The sequence below is a fragment of the Bradyrhizobium sp. 6(2017) genome, assembly GCF_011058295.2.
In the GTDB taxonomy this organism is placed as follows: domain Bacteria; phylum Pseudomonadota; class Alphaproteobacteria; order Rhizobiales; family Xanthobacteraceae; genus Bradyrhizobium; species Bradyrhizobium septentrionale.
Genome location: NZ_CP049289.2, coordinates 1,719,334 through 1,732,912 on the forward strand (window position 1 = coordinate 1,719,334; position 13,579 = coordinate 1,732,912).

The 13,579-nt window shown below is 66.4% G+C and carries 14 protein-coding genes; 7 read left to right on the plus strand and 7 right to left on the minus strand.

Translation table 11 applies throughout. The annotated features are described in order from the left end of the window. Positions 1-101 precede the first annotated feature (101 nt). Together G6P99_RS08075 and G6P99_RS08080 are read right to left on the minus strand one after the other, a co-directional pair. A complete protein-coding gene (locus G6P99_RS08075) occupies positions 102-1,322 on the minus strand; it encodes an NAD(P)-binding domain-containing protein (protein WP_029083483.1) in 1,221 nt (406 codons plus the stop codon). After that, positions 1,315-2,217 (minus strand): LysR substrate-binding domain-containing protein, encoded by a 903-nt coding sequence (locus tag G6P99_RS08080; RefSeq protein WP_029083482.1) that lies wholly within the window; start codon positions 2,215-2,217, stop codon positions 1,315-1,317. Before G6P99_RS08080 ends, G6P99_RS08075 begins: the two co-directional genes overlap by 8 nt. A gap of 88 nt (positions 2,218-2,305) precedes the next feature. On the opposite strand from G6P99_RS08080, the gene G6P99_RS08085 reads away from it, so the two are divergent. Together G6P99_RS08085 and G6P99_RS08090 are read left to right on the plus strand one after the other, a co-directional pair. Next, complete coding sequence (locus G6P99_RS08085) at positions 2,306-3,067, plus strand: sulfite exporter TauE/SafE family protein (RefSeq protein ID WP_165127738.1); 762 nt, start codon at positions 2,306-2,308, stop codon at positions 3,065-3,067. Between the two features lie 16 nt (positions 3,068-3,083). Then, positions 3,084-3,317, plus strand: a complete 234-nt coding sequence (locus G6P99_RS08090) for a hypothetical protein (protein WP_029083480.1) — start codon at positions 3,084-3,086, stop codon at positions 3,315-3,317. 75 nt (positions 3,318-3,392) lie between these two features. Here the strand turns inward: G6P99_RS08090 and G6P99_RS08095 are convergent, their stop codons facing one another. Then, positions 3,393-4,025, minus strand: a complete 633-nt coding sequence (locus G6P99_RS08095; protein ID WP_029083479.1) for an SCO family protein — start codon at positions 4,023-4,025, stop codon at positions 3,393-3,395. Further along, positions 4,022-5,137: an MBL fold metallo-hydrolase gene (locus G6P99_RS08100; RefSeq protein WP_029083478.1), complete on the minus strand. Its 1,116-nt coding sequence runs from the start codon at positions 5,135-5,137 to the stop codon at positions 4,022-4,024. The genes G6P99_RS08095 and G6P99_RS08100 overlap by 4 nt, the downstream gene beginning before the upstream one ends. Before the next feature lie 227 nt (positions 5,138-5,364). Between G6P99_RS08100 and G6P99_RS08105 the strand changes: the two genes are divergently transcribed. Then, entirely contained in the window at positions 5,365-6,072 is a 708-nt protein-coding gene (locus tag G6P99_RS08105; RefSeq protein ID WP_029083477.1) for a glutathione binding-like protein, read from the plus strand. Positions 6,073-6,208: 136 nt separating this feature from the next. Here G6P99_RS08105 and G6P99_RS08110 read toward each other — a convergent pair whose 3' ends face one another. Beyond that, positions 6,209-7,000 (minus strand): crotonase/enoyl-CoA hydratase family protein, encoded by a 792-nt coding sequence (locus G6P99_RS08110; RefSeq protein WP_029083476.1) that lies wholly within the window; start codon positions 6,998-7,000, stop codon positions 6,209-6,211. Between the two features lie 87 nt (positions 7,001-7,087). On the opposite strand from G6P99_RS08110, the gene G6P99_RS08115 reads away from it, so the two are divergent. Together G6P99_RS08115 and G6P99_RS08120 are read left to right on the plus strand one after the other, a co-directional pair. Next, a complete protein-coding gene (locus G6P99_RS08115; RefSeq protein WP_029083475.1) occupies positions 7,088-7,684 on the plus strand; it encodes a TetR/AcrR family transcriptional regulator in 597 nt (198 codons plus the stop codon). A gap of 214 nt (positions 7,685-7,898) precedes the next feature. Further along, complete coding sequence (locus tag G6P99_RS08120) at positions 7,899-8,342, plus strand: DoxX family protein (RefSeq protein ID WP_029083474.1); 444 nt, start codon at positions 7,899-7,901, stop codon at positions 8,340-8,342. Positions 8,343-8,635: 293 nt separating this feature from the next. Here the strand turns inward: G6P99_RS08120 and G6P99_RS08125 are convergent, their stop codons facing one another. Continuing rightward, complete coding sequence (locus G6P99_RS08125; RefSeq protein ID WP_029083473.1) at positions 8,636-9,310, minus strand: HAD family hydrolase; 675 nt, start codon at positions 9,308-9,310, stop codon at positions 8,636-8,638. Positions 9,311-9,637: 327 nt separating this feature from the next. Here G6P99_RS08125 and G6P99_RS08135 point away from each other — a divergent pair, with 327 nt between their 5' ends. Together G6P99_RS08135 and G6P99_RS08140 are read left to right on the plus strand one after the other, a co-directional pair. After that, positions 9,638-11,209: a DUF1800 domain-containing protein gene (locus G6P99_RS08135; protein ID WP_165127740.1), complete on the plus strand. Its 1,572-nt coding sequence runs from the start codon at positions 9,638-9,640 to the stop codon at positions 11,207-11,209. Further along, positions 11,206-12,435: a DUF1501 domain-containing protein gene (locus G6P99_RS08140; protein WP_029083471.1), complete on the plus strand. Its 1,230-nt coding sequence runs from the start codon at positions 11,206-11,208 to the stop codon at positions 12,433-12,435. The genes G6P99_RS08135 and G6P99_RS08140 overlap by 4 nt, the downstream gene beginning before the upstream one ends. A gap of 150 nt (positions 12,436-12,585) precedes the next feature. Here G6P99_RS08140 and G6P99_RS08145 read toward each other — a convergent pair whose 3' ends face one another. Further along, complete coding sequence (locus G6P99_RS08145) at positions 12,586-13,527, minus strand: aldo/keto reductase (protein WP_165127742.1); 942 nt, start codon at positions 13,525-13,527, stop codon at positions 12,586-12,588. Positions 13,528-13,579: the final 52 nt, after the last annotated feature.

Consider the following 13,579-nt stretch of genomic DNA (forward strand, 5'->3'; position numbering starts at 1 on the left):
TGCCGCCGGGTTTATTTGTGCGGAGCGATGGAACCCGGATTCCAGCTTTCGTTTTGACGTTTTCTTCGCGCGAATCGATATCCGCTTCGCTCGAAAATGCTCTAGCCGCGAGCAGCGATGTGATCGGCGAGATCGGCGGCGTCGTCGCCGACGCCGGACAGGAACGAGGACTTCATTCGCGACAGCCATTGCAGGCCGAGGAAATAGAGGCCGGGCACGTCGGAGACGCCGTGGCGGTGTCGCGGTGTTCCGTTGGCATCCAGCACCGGTATATCGATCCAGTTCAGATCGAGGCCGTAGCCGGTGGCCCAGATCACGGCGTCGACGCCCTCGGTGCGCAGGTCGAGCTCGCGCAGCGGCGCGGTGAGGCAGGCCGGGTCGGGCAGGCGGGCGCGGGCGGCGGGATCAGGCGGGCAATCGAGCCCGCGCGCGGCGATGAAGTCGTCGACCATGGCGAGGAACGTCGCGTAATACGCATCACCATTGCCGATGTTCTCGGCAAGGTCGGGCGCGATCGTGATGACGCCGCCGCCATAGGCGCTGACGCGGCCGAGCAGGGTGATGCCCTCGGCCGCGAAGCGGCGGAAGTCGACGGTGTGGCCGCCATGGGCGCCCGAGATCACCGGCAGCAGGCGCGACGGGCCGCGTTCCTCGACCGGCCGCTGGTCGATGCCCATCTCGGCGAGCCACCAGATCAGGTCGCGGCCGCGATAGCGGCGTGGCAGCCGGCTGTGCTGCCCGACCGAGAGCAGGACGCGGCGGCCGGCGCGCGCGAGCTCTTCGGCGATCTGCGCGCCGGAGGCGCCGGCGCCGATCACCAGCACCGCGCCGTCAGGCAATTGCGCGGGATTTTTGTAACCGCTGGCGTGAACCTGGAAGATATCGGCGTCGCGCAGGATGTCCGGCCGCAGCGGCCGCTGGTAGGGGCCGGTGGCGACGACGACGTTGCGGGCTGTGATGCGCCTGTCCGCGGTCTCGGCGATGAAGCCGCCGCTATCGCCACTGCGCAGCCGCGTCACCGCGACGCCGCAGCGGATCGGCGGCGCGACGAAGGCGGCGTAGTCCTCGATGAAGCTGACGATCGCGCTCGTCGGCGAGAAGCCGTCGGGATCGCGGTGCGGAAACGCGAACTCCGGCAGCCGCACCGACCAGTTCGGAAACTGAAACATCAATCCGTCCCAGCGTTCGCTGCGCCAGCGCTCGGCGATGCGCTGCCGCTCGAGCACCAGATGCGCAATCCCGCGCTGCTTCAGCCGGTGGCTCATGGTCAGCCCGGCCTGGCCGCCGCCGATCACCAGCGTATCGATCGTCTCGTCAGGCACTGCGCGTCCCCTTGCGGCGGGCGGCGGGCTCCGCCGCGGCGCGGATGATCCAGCGCCGGAACGCGGCGAAATCGCGCTGCTCGGCGTGGAAGCCGCGATAGACCAGATACCAGCGCATCCCCTTCGGCACGCTGAGCGCGAACGGCGCCACCAGCCGGCCGGCGGCGAGATCATCATCGATATAGGGCCGGATCCCCATCGCGATGCCGAGCCCGTCGACCGCGGCCTGCAGCGCCTGGCCGTAGAACTGGAATTCCGGTCCGCGTGCGTTGACCCGCGGCACGCCGGCGGCCTTCAGCCAGGACGGCCAGTCGTCGGGCGAATGCGCGACGCGGATCAGGCTCGGCCCCTTGAGGTCGGCCGGGCGCTTCAAGCTGTTGGCGAGCCGCGCCGTGCACACCGGCATCAGGTCGGCGGCGAACAGCGGCTCGGCGACGAGGCCCGGCCATTGGCCGTCGCCGAGCTGGATGCCGCAGCTCCAGTCGTCGCCGAACGGCGCCGCCATGCCGCCGGTGGTGATGCGCACCTCGATGTCGGGCTCTTCTTTGCGGAATTCGGCGAGGTGCGGGATCATCCACTTCATCGCGAATGTCGGGCCGACGCCGACGGTCAGCACGCGCGCGCTCGCCGATGCCGTGACCTGCGCGGTTAGGCTCGCCAGCGCGTCGAAGATCGGCGTCAGCCCACCCTGATAGGCGCGGCCGGCCGGTGTGGTGACGAGGCGGTTGGCCTTGCGCTCGAACAGCGCGACGCCGAGCCGCTCCTCCAGCAGATGCACCATCCGGCTGATCGCAGCCGCCGAGACGTTGAGCTCGTGGCCCGCGGCCGCGAAGCTGCCGGTCCGCGCCGCGGCTTCGAACGCCCTGATGCCGTTGAGAAAGAGCAGCCGCCGCATGAACCCTCAGGAAAACTGATGCAAGGGCAAGATAACTCAGTTTGCGGGCGCAGGCCAAGCGCGGCAGAAATATTGGCGGAGATAGAGCATGAGCCCCCTCCTGATCGCAGCACTCGGTGCCCTCATGGTCGCGACGGCGTTCCTGTCGGGACTGTTCGGCATGGCCGGCGGGCTGATCCTGATCGGCGTGCTGCTGGCGATCCTGCCGCTGCCGTCGGCGATGGTGCTGCACGCGGTCACCCAGATGGCCTCGAACGGCTGGCGCGCCTTCCTGTGGCGGCGGCACATCCGCTGGCGGCCGGTCGTGGTCTACCTGATCGGCTGCGCGCTGGCGCTTGGGCTGTGGTCGATCACCCGCTACGTGCCGGACAAGCCGGTCGCGCTGCTTTTGCTTGGCGTCACGCCGTTCATGGCGCGGCTGGTGCCGAAGGGCATCAAGCCGAATCCGGACAGCCTCTGGCAGGGGACATTCTACGGCTCGGTCTGCATGGGATTGATGCTGATGACCGGCGTCTCCGGTCCGCTGATGGACACCTTCTTCCTCTGCGGCAATTTCGGCCGCCGCGAGACGGTGGCGACGAAAGCGACCTGCCAGGTCGCGAGCCACTTCACCAAGCTGATCTATTTCGGCGGCATCATCGACCAGGCCGCCTCGCTCGATCCCGTGCTGGCGCTGGTTGCGGTCGCGGCATCGATGCTCGGCACCTCGCTGGCGCGGCGGATCCTGGAGGCGATGAGCGACCAGCAGTTTCGCACCTGGGCCAACCGCCTGATCACGACGGTGGCGAGCTACTACATCCTTTACGGCGGCTGGCTGATGTTCGCGGGCAATAGCGCCGTCGCGCAATAGCAACGGGAGACCTCCGATGACCGAGACCACCGATGCCCTGGTGCTCGACCTCGTCGAGTGGGTCGCGCGCGAGCCGCGGCGCTATGCCGAGGTGCTCGAGGTCTGGCGCACCTCATGCCCGCGGCTGACGATCTGGGAGGATGCCGTCGACCGCGGCTATGTCGCGCGCCGTCCCTCGGTCGAGGGCATGCGGGTGATGGTGACGGAAAGCGGCGAGACGTTTTTGCGCGCGCATGGACGGATGCATTAAGAATGCGCGGCCTGTCCGCGAACTCGCTTTCACCTCTCCCGCTTGCGGGAGAGGGAGGGCGATCCCGCTGCGGCACTAGCGCACCGGCTCGGCGAGCCGTTGCCGGATGATCTCGACCATGCGGTCGGCCGATGTGCCCGGCGGGAAGAAGCCGAGGTAGTTGCCGTCGCGGTCCATCAGATAGATGTAGGCGGTGTGATCGACGGTGTAGTCGCCGTCCTTTAGCGGCACCTTGGCGAAATAGACCTTGTAGGCATCGGCCACCTGGCGGATTGCGTCGGCGCTGCCGGTGAGGCCGATCAGCCGCGGATGGAACAGCGGCACATATTCTGCCAGATGCGCGGCGGTGTCGCGCTCGGGATCGACCGTGATGAAGATCGGCTGCACCTGTTCGCCGTCAGGGCCGAGCTTGTCGAGCATCTGCGCGATCGCCTGCAAATCGGTCGGGCAGACGTCGGGGCAATAGGTGAAGCCGAAATAGACCAGCATCAATTTGCCGCGAAACTCCTTGTCGGTGCGCGCATGCCCGGCCTGATCAGTCAGCGCGAACGGGCCGCCGACCGGCTCCCGATTCCACATCAGGATGTCCATGATCTCGGCGGCCGAGCGCGCCGATTGCCCCAGTGCATCGCCGGCCGCCGCGGCCGCCAGCGTCAGCCACAGGCCGGCGCCGGCGCACGCGATGACGCGCAGGATGTTTCGGCTCATATGCCGAAGGAGAGGCGGCTGCCGGTCGTGGTGACCAGCACCTTGTCGCCCATCTGCGCGGTCGCCTCCTGCACGAAGTTGAGCCCGGAGCAATGCATCGGGATCAATACGTCGGGGTCGAGCTTCTTGATCTCGGCGACCACCTCGGTGAGGTAGTCCTTCGGTGCCGGTCCGAGATGGAAGCCGCCGACGATCGCGTGGACCTTCTGGATACCGGAGACCTCCTGCGCCTGCTTCACCGAATTGACGATGCCGACATGGCCGCAGGACGAGATCACGACCAGGCCAAAATCCTTCACGTTGAAGCAGGTCGCATGCTCGTGGATGTGCTCGTCGGGCACGATCTTGCCTTCCATCTCGGCCGGCAGATAGTGGCTGGCGTTGCAGCCGAGCCCGTCCTTCATGCTGAACTCGACCCAGGTCTGCGGCAGCACGCGCTCGATGCTGCGGCGGGTGATCTTGCCGGTCGTGAAGGCGTGGCCGGCGATCACGGTCGGGGTCTCGCACAGCACCGTGGTGACGCGCTGTGCGGCGAGCTGGCGCCGGTCCAGCGTGCCGAAATCGGCGAACTGGCCCTTGGTCGGCGTCGCGTTGACGCGGTGGCAGAAATTGTCCTCGCCGCCGGCATAGAGCTTCACATCGGCCGGCAGTCTGTCGCGGAATTTGTCGAGGAAGCCGTTGAGGCCGCCGAAATGGTCGTAATGCCCATGGCTCACGATCAGTGCGTCGAGGTTGGCGGGATCGACGCCGACCAGCTCCATGTTGTTGAGCAGCACCTCGGGCGTGTAGCCATAATCCAGCATCAGCGTGCGCCGGCTGCCCGCGGCCTCCGATTCCAGCCACAGCGACAGGCCCCATTCATTGTGCAGCGATTTGCGGAAGTCGGGGCCGCGTGCCGCCGGCGCGATCGAGACGCCGTGCGCCTGCTTGGGCCGCAGGAACAAGTCAAAGCTGGAATCGACGAGGACGCGGATCGACAGCTTGTCGACGGTCGGCACCTGGATCGGCGCGGCGCTCGCGATCTCGACGCAGGAGAATGCGCCCGCGGCCGCAGCGCCGGCGATCGCCGCCGAGCCTTTCAGGAAATCACGTCGTGCCAAATCCCGTGTCATTGCAATGCCCCATGTTTTGAAAATTCATCAGCGCGAACCGAGGCGGAGCCTAGGAGCAATCGGGGCGGGGCTCAATCGGGCACTTGCGCTGCCTGCAGATCACATTCGCGCGCGGTGCAATGCGCGCGCCATTGACTTGGGTACGGCTTTGCGCGCAAATCCATGCAATCGCATCTTTCTCGCCGGATGCACGATATCAGCAATCTCCGGAAACGCAGGATCGCCCCATGATCGACCTCCATTACTGGTCCACGCCGAACGGTCACAAGATCACGATGTTCCTCGAAGAGACCGGATTGGAGTACAGGATCTTCCCGGTCAACATCGGCAAGGGCGATCAGTTCAAGCCGGACTTCCTGCAAGTCGCGCCAAACAACCGCATTCCCGCGATCCTTGATCACGCGCCGAAAGGCGGCGGCCAGCCGATCTCCCTGTTCGAGTCCGGCGCGATCCTGCTCTATCTCGCCGAGAAGACCGGAAAATTTCTGCCTGCGGATCTCTACGGCCGCTATGACGCGATCCAGTGGACGTTCTGGCAGATGGGCGGGCTCGGGCCGATGGCCGGCCAGAACCATCACTTCCGCAACTATGCGGTCGAGAAGCTGCCCTACGCGATCGACCGCTATGTTAACGAGACCAACCGGCTCTACGGCGTGCTCAACAAGCGGCTCGCCGACCGCGAGTTCATCGCCGGCGACTATTCGATCGCCGACATGGCGAGCTATCCCTGGGTGGTGCCCTACAAGAACCAGGGCCAGGAGATCGAGGACTTCCCGCATCTGAAGCGTTGGCTGGAGACGATCGGCAAACGCCCCGCGACCGAGCGCGCCTATGCCAAGGCGAAGGAGGTCAACCCGAATTTCGGCCAGCCCGCGATCCGCACCGAGGAAGAACGCAAGCTGCTGTTCGGGCAGACCGCGGCGGTGGTGCGGTAGGGCACGACTCTCTCCATCGTCGTCATCCGACGTCTCTCCGTCGTCATGGCCAGGCTTGATCCGGCCATCCACGTCTTGGCGCGAAAGTTGTGGATGCCCGGGTCAAGCCCGGGCATGACGACCTGATATAGATCACTTACACCCCGACGTACTTCGCCGGCCGCCGCTCCTTCCAGGCCGCGAGCCCCTCGGCGAGGTCGCGGCTCGGCACCAGCGCGGCAAACTGCTCGCTCTCGACCAGCAGCCCTTCGGCAATCGGCATGTTGAGCCCACGCGTCACCGCGGTGATGGTGCTGGCAACGGCACCGGGCGAATGCCTGATGATGCGGCCGGCGAACTCGCGCGCGGCGATCAGCAATTGATCGTGCGGCACGATCTGGTTGACCAGTCCGATTTCGCGCGCGTGCTCGGGTGAGAACGGATCTCCCGCCAGCAGCAATTCCAGCCCGCGCTTGCGTCCCGCCAGCCGCGGCAGCCGCTGGGTGCCGCCGAAAGTCGGGGGCATGCCGAGCTTGATCTCGGGTTTTGCAAACAACGCGCGATCGCTTGCAACAGCAAGGTGCACCGCCTCCGTGATCTCGCAGCCGCCGCCGAAGGCGAGCCCATTGACCGCGGCGATGACGGGCTTTTTGAACGCCTCGAGCCGCGCGGTCATCGCCTGACCCCGACGGACGAAGTCGCGCACCGCGACGGCCGCCCCCTGTTTGACGCTACCCGAGAATTCGTGGATGTCGGCGCCCGCCGAAAAGGCGCGCTCGCCGGCGCCGGTCAGGATCACGGCGCGCACGTCGGCGTCGCCCTCGATGCCGTCGAGCGCGGCCATCAGCTGATCGATCAGCGCGTAGTTCAGCGCGTTGAGCTGCGCGGGACGGTTCAGCGTGATCAGGGCGATCCCGTCTTCGGTCTCGAGCAGGATGGGTTCGGGCATAGGCAGTCTCCGGCACTGGCGTATCGGCGCCGAATGTAGGGTCAGCCGCGATTTGTGTATATTCACTGGTTAGTATACATACGCGCCATGCCCAGACCCTCCGAGCCCACCCGTGAACGCATCGTCCAGGCGGCGAGCGCGCTGTTCTACAATGAAGGCATCCGCCGCGTCAGCGTCGACGAGGTCGCCGCCAAGGCCGGCCTCACCAAGCGCACGCTGTATTATCACTTCAAGAGCAAGGACGACCTGGTCGCCGCCTATCTGGCCGCGCGCGACCAGCCCAACCTCGCGCTGTTCCGGACATGGTTCGCGGAGGCCGAAGGCCGGCTGCCGGCGAAGGTCGAGGCGATCTTCAAGAACCTCGCGCGCTCGGCGCGGCATCCGAAGTGGAAGGGCTGCGGCTTCCTGCGCACCTCGGCCGAGCTTGCCAACCTGCCCGGGCATCCTGCGATCCGGATCTGTGCCGCGCACAAGAAGAAGTTCGAGGACTGGCTGCGCGCGACCTTCGCGGAGCAGGGGATCGCCGATCCGCTCAAGCTGGCGCGGCAGATCCTGCTGCTGCTGGATGGATCGTTCGCGGTCGTGCTGCTGCATCGCGACGCCAGCTACATGGAGACGGCCGGCGAGGCCGCGCGCACGCTGATCGAGACGGCGCTGGCGAAGCCGGGGCGTAAGCGGCGGTAAGGCGAGTACCATAAAGGCCGCCTCCGCTACGCTCTCAAAAGGCGTCATGGAATCCGGACTGAATGCACGTCGGCCTTGGGCTGACCTCTCCTGTCAGGGGCCGACAAGGCAAAGAAAGTGCGGTTCGCTTTGCAGTTTGTTTCTGTGGTCGTTGCTATTTCTTGGCCATGCGCGTCAGACTGGGACGGCTTCAGATCATTTCAAGGAGCCCCCAATGATTGACCAGAAAACCGCACCTTATGCTGCTTTTTTCCTGCGCCTGACGCTCGCCGGTCTCTTCATTGTCCATCTCTACGGCAAAACTGTCCTTAAGCCGATTAGCCTGTGGTGGAACGGGCTCTTGAGGGCGGGTTATCCGGAATGGGTGCTCGTCTACGCTCTGAGCGCCGAATTTGGAGCGGCGCTCCTCCTGCTGCTTGGCGTATATACGCGCTGGGTAAGCCTCTACGCGCTTCCGATGATGATCGGTGCGACCCTGTTTTGGATGGCCAGAAAGGGGTTCTTGTTCACGGATGCTGGCTGGGAGTTACCCTTCGTCTGGGCCATCATGCTGGCCATCCAAGCTCTGGTCGGCGACGGCGCATTCGCATTGAAAGCGTCGCCGAAGCTGCCTTGGGAGGACCGTCTCGTCAGCGCTTCATCATCTGCAGGAAGCTAACGCTGACGTCGTCGCCGTTCTCGACGGTGCCAATCCCGGTGAGATGCCGATTTTGTTGTCAGCTCGCGAACTGGAAGTCAATTTGCGGACTAATCGGCGTCACCGCGCCAAGTGACCTGCTCGAAAGAGCCGTCGAAGTGATCGATTGACCGTCGTCTGCTGCGGGTCAAAAGCCGCCGATGACGGTCGGGCCGACTGGCATCCGCTTCTACCCTCAGAAGCGGATCCTTTGGAGCACACGCCATGGCCGATCGGCCTCCGCCATTCTTTCGTCGCTTCGCTCGCAATGACGGTTAAAGCGCACCGCGCTCCTGCATCAGCGCCAGCACCGCATTGAGGTCCGGCAGCACCGCCGCGCATTTCGCGCGCGTCGCCTCGGTCGGCGGCGCCATGTCCGGCACCATCAGCGTGATGGCGCCGGCGGCGTGGGCGGCGGTGACGCCGTGGTTGGAGTCTTCCACGGCGATGCAGGCCTGTGGCGCCACGCCAAGCCGCGCGGCGGCCTTGAGATAGAGCTCCGGGTCCGGCTTGCCCTCAGCGACATCGTCAAGCGTCAGCAGCGTCTCGAAGCGGTCGCGGATGCCGGCAAGCGTCAGATTGCGCTCGGCCGAGCGGCGCGACGACGAGGTGACGATCGCCATCGGTCGCTGCGCGGTGGCGATTGCATCCAGCAGATCGAGCGTGCCGGGCTTGAGCGGCAGGCCCGAGCGCATCATCCGATCGCGATGTTCGAGGAAGGCGCGATTGACGTCGTCGAGCGGAAACGCCACGCCGTAGTGGTCGCGCAGCATCGCCTCGCAGACCGGGCCGGGCAGTCCGACCATGGAATGGCACAGCGCAACGACGTCATCGGTGTAGCCGCATGCGTTCAGCGCCGCGACCAGGCTGTCGAAGTAAACCTTCTCGGTGTCGAGCAGCGTGCCGTCCATGTCGAGCAGGACGGCGTCGATGGTCCAGCGCGCGTTCACGTTGCGCCCACCGCTGCCTGCTGCTCCGCCAGTTTCCGTAAGCATGAAGGGCATAGGCAGTCGCCGCCGTCGGTCGGCATCGGCAGGCGAAAGCTTTCATCGGAACACCAGCACGGTCCGGCGAGCGAGCAGGAGAATTCGCTGCCGCATGCCGTGCAGGCAAGCCGGCGCGGAGAGACTGGTTCGGAACGATCGTTTGACGAGGGGCGCATTCTAACCGCGATTTAATGCGCGAATTAATCTCGGGTTCATCCCGAACCGCGCTATGATGCCGTGCAGCTGATATAGCCGGGATCGGCCGCCAAGGGAATTGCTGAGGACACTGTGATGGCCCGTGATTCGCAAGCCGCGCTGGTTGCCCTCAACCGATTTGGATTTGGCGCTCGCGGCGGGGCGGCCGGCGACTTCATCAACGCCGCCTCCGATCCGCGCGGATTCGTGCTGGCGGAGCTCGTGCGTCCGAACGGTGCGCTGCTCGAAATGCCTGGCCTGCTCTCGACGCCGGAACTCGGCAAGCAGGTGTTCGACTATCAGTTCGAGATCCAGCAGGCGCGCAACGCCGCGAAGGCCGCGCGATCCGGCGCCAGCGAGACGCCGCAGGGGCCGGACCCAAAGCCGCAGCAGCGGCGCAATCTGTCGCTCTCTTCCGCCGCCAAGGAGATCGATCCTGCGATGCAGGCGCAGGCGGTCGACAACGCCAATGCGGCGATGACGCCGTCGCCGACGATGCAGCCTCCGACGATGCAGCCGGTGGCCGGTCCGCCCAAGCCGCCGGCGCAACCGCTCAACATCATCCAGAAGACGTTCCGCGCCGAGGCGCTGGCGCGGCTGCAACGCGGCGTGGTCGCCGATTGCGGCTTCGTCGAGCGGCTCGTGGTGTTCTGGTCCAATCACTTCTGCATCTCCGCCAACAAGGGCGCGCTGGCGCGGATGTGGGCCGGCTCGTTCGAGCGCGAGGCGGTCCGCCCGCACGTGCTCGGCCGCTTCGGCGACATGCTGAAGGCCGTCGAGCAGCATCCGGCGATGCTGTTCTTCCTCGACAACCAGCAATCGCTGGGGCCGGAGTCGCGCGCCGGCATCAACCGCAGCCGCGGCCTCAACGAAAACCTCGCCCGCGAGATCATGGAGCTGCATACACTCGGCGTCGGCGGCGGCTACACCCAGGACGATGTGACGTCGCTGGCGCGCGTCATCACCGGCTGGACCTTTGCCGGCCGGCAGGGCCAGCTCGGCACGCCCGGCAGTTTTGTGTTCAATGCCAATGCGCACCAGCCCGGTCCGCAGCAGGTGCTGGGCAAGACCTATGCGCAGGCCGGCATCGCACAGGGCGAGGCGGTGCTGTCCGACATCGCGCGGCATCCGTCGACGGCAAAATTCATCGCGACCAAATTCGCCTGCCATTTCGTCACGGATGATCCGCCGCCGGCGCTGGTGGCGAAGCTGCAGGATACGTTCAGCAAGACCGACGGCGATCTCAGGGCGCTCGCCACCGCGCTGGTCGAGTCGAATGAAGCGTGGCAGGCGCCGCTGACGAAGATGCGCTCGCCCTACGAATTCCTGGTCGCCTCCGGCCGGCTGCTGGCGCGCAATCCCGAAGATCCCGCGCGCTATCTCAACGGCCTCAACGTGCTCGGCCAGCCCTTGTGGTCGCCGGCCGGACCGAACGGTTTTCCGGACACCGCTGCAGCCTGGGCGGCGCCTGAGGGCCTCAAGCTCAGGCTCGACATCTCGGCGCAGCTCGCCTCGCAACTCGCCGACCGGTTCGATCCGCGCGATCTGCTCGAGCTGGTGGCCGCAGATGCCGCCTCGCCCGAGACACGGCGCACCATCGAGCGCGCGGAGTCGCGGCAGCAGGCGCTGGCGCTGCTGTTGATGTCGCCCGAGTTCCAGAGGAGATGACGATGGATTGCTCCGAGAGCCTGATGCTGCAGGCGACGTCGCGGCGCGCGCTGCTGCTCGGCGGCGCTTCCTTTGCCGTCTGGGCCTACTTGCCGAAATTCGCGCGCGCCGCCGATGGCCGCGATCCCCGCTTCATCGTCGTGATCCTGCGCGGCGCGCTCGACGGCCTCGCCACCGTCGCGCCGATTGGCGATCCGGACTATGCGGGCCTGCACGGTGCGATCGCGCTTCGCGCAGATGGACCGAACGCGGCCGTGATGCTGGATCCGTTCTTCGGCCTGCACCCAGCGATGCCGGAATTCGCGCGGATGTATCGCGCCAAGCAGGCCGCGGTGGTTCATGCGGTGGCGACCTCCTATCGCGACCGTTCTCACTTTGATGGACAGGATGTGCTGGAGAGCGGTTTCCCCGGTCCCGGCCGCGTGCAGTCCGGCTGGCTCAACCGCGCGCTGGAGGCGCTGCCGAAAGGCGAGCGGGTGACGAGTGCGCTCGCGGTCGGCCCGACCACGCCGCTGGTGCTGCGCGGCGCGGCGCCGACCGTCGGCTGGGCGCCGACCGCGCTGCCACAGGCCGCCGACGACACCGCGATGCGGCTGCTCGATCTCTACCAGCATCGCGATCCGACGCTGGCGAGCGCACTCACGCAGGGCTTGCAGCTCGACAAGCAGGCGCAGGGCGACGAGATGAAGCCGAAGCCGGGCGCCGGCGGCGTGGCGGCGATGCGGCTGGTGGCGCGCGGCGCCGCCAAATTGATGGCGGCCGATGACGGCCCGCGGATCGGCGCGCTCGCCTTCGACGGCTGGGACACGCATGCCAATGAAGGCGGCCCGGTCGGCCGTCTCGCGCAGCTGCTCGGCGGGCTCGACGGCGCGCTGGCGGAATTCCAGAGCGGCCTCGGCGCGCGCTGGCGCGACACCGTGATCGTGGTCGCCACCGAGTTCGGCCGCACCGCGCGCATCAACGGCACCGAGGGCACCGATCACGGCACCGGCACCATCGCACTGCTCGCCGGCGGCGCGGTGAACGGCGGCCGGATGATCACCGACTGGCCGGGCCTCAAGCCGGCCAATCTCTACCAGGCCCGCGACCTCGCCCCGACCACCGACCTGCGCGCCGTGATCAAGGGCGTGCTGCACGACCAGTTCGGCCTCGGCGAGCGCGTGCTGGCCGAGACGGTGTTTCCCGACAGCGCCCCGGCGAAGCCGATGAAGGGGTTGGTCGCGTAAGCGCCAGCCTCAATCACAGTGTCGTCCCGGCGAAGGCCGGGACCCATTGCCACCGCGGATTATTGTTGTAACGCGCTGGACCCACAGCGCGGCGCAACCATGACGATTTGTGGTTATGGGTCCCGGCCTTCGCCGGGACGACGCAAGTAACTAGCCCTTCGTAATCCTGTCGATCTCCGCCATCTCCTCGGCACTCAGCTTCCAGCTGATCGCCTTCACGTTCTGCTCGATCTGCTCGGGACGCGTCGCGCCGGCGATCACGCTTGCGACTTGCGGGCGCGCGGCGAGCCAGGAGAAGGCGAGCTCGAGCATGGTGTGGCCGCGTTCTCTTGCGAAGGCCTGCAGCTGCTCGACGATGTCCTCGTTTCGCGGCGTCACGTAGCGATCCTTCAGGGCCGGCGCCTTGGCGAAGCGGGTGTCGGCGGGCGCAGCAGTGCCGCGCTGGTACTTTCCGGTGAGGAGACCGCTGGCGAGCGGGAAGAACGGCAGCAGTCCGAGATTGTATTGCTGCGCCGCCGGCAGCAGATCCTTCTCGATGCCGCGCACCACGAGGCTGTATTCGTCCTGACAGGAGACGAAGCGGCTCACGTTCATCTGGCGCGCGACGTATTCCGCCTCCGCGATCCGCCATGCCGGGAAGTTGGAGTTGCCGATGTAGCGCACCTTGCCCTGGCGCACGAGATCGTCGAGCGCGCGCAGCGTCTCGTCGATCGGCGTCAGCGGATCGTAGTCGTGCTGCTGGTAGAGGTCGATGTAATCGGTCTTCAGGCGGGTGAGGCTCGCTTCGACGGCCGCCATGATGTAGCGCCGCGAGGCACCCTGCTTGGTGCCGTCGCTCGCCATCGGCTTGGAGTATTTGGTGGCGAGCACGATGTCCTCGCGGCGGTCGCCCAGCACGGTGCCGAGCACGGTTTCCGAGCCGCCCATGCCGGCATAGATGTCGGCGGTGTCGAACAGGGTGATGCCGAGGTCGATCGCCTTGTGGATCACCTTGCGTGAGGTTTCCAGATCGGTGCGCTGGCCGAAGTTGTTGCAGCCGATGCCGACGGCGGACACGCGCAGGCCGGAGCCGCCGAGATTACGAATTTCCATGAAACAATCCTATTGGAGCGACAATCCTGTGGGATAGGCGAGGGGACGGCGC

Coding starts and splice junctions, on each gene's coding strand:
- G6P99_RS08115 (WP_029083475.1), top strand. CDS start 7,088: ATGCCCAGACCCTCCGAGCCCACCCGTGAACGCATCGTCCAGGCGGCG.
- G6P99_RS08080 (WP_029083482.1), bottom strand. CDS start 2,217: ATGCGGCGGCTGCTCTTTCTCAACGGCATCAGGGCGTTCGAAGCCGCG.
- G6P99_RS08105 (WP_029083477.1), top strand. CDS start 5,365: ATGATCGACCTCCATTACTGGTCCACGCCGAACGGTCACAAGATCACG.
- G6P99_RS08090 (WP_029083480.1), top strand. CDS start 3,084: ATGACCGAGACCACCGATGCCCTGGTGCTCGACCTCGTCGAGTGGGTC.
- G6P99_RS08085 (WP_165127738.1), top strand. CDS start 2,306: ATGAGCCCCCTCCTGATCGCAGCACTCGGTGCCCTCATGGTCGCGACG.
- G6P99_RS08140 (WP_029083471.1), top strand. CDS start 11,206: ATGACGATGGATTGCTCCGAGAGCCTGATGCTGCAGGCGACGTCGCGG.
- G6P99_RS08135 (WP_165127740.1), top strand. CDS start 9,638: ATGGCCCGTGATTCGCAAGCCGCGCTGGTTGCCCTCAACCGATTTGGA.
- G6P99_RS08110 (WP_029083476.1), bottom strand. CDS start 7,000: ATGCCCGAACCCATCCTGCTCGAGACCGAAGACGGGATCGCCCTGATC.
- G6P99_RS08145 (WP_165127742.1), bottom strand. CDS start 13,527: ATGGAAATTCGTAATCTCGGCGGCTCCGGCCTGCGCGTGTCCGCCGTC.
- G6P99_RS08095 (WP_029083479.1), bottom strand. CDS start 4,025: ATGAGCCGAAACATCCTGCGCGTCATCGCGTGCGCCGGCGCCGGCCTG.
- G6P99_RS08100 (WP_029083478.1), bottom strand. CDS start 5,137: ATGACACGGGATTTGGCACGACGTGATTTCCTGAAAGGCTCGGCGGCG.
- G6P99_RS08120 (WP_029083474.1), top strand. CDS start 7,899: ATGATTGACCAGAAAACCGCACCTTATGCTGCTTTTTTCCTGCGCCTG.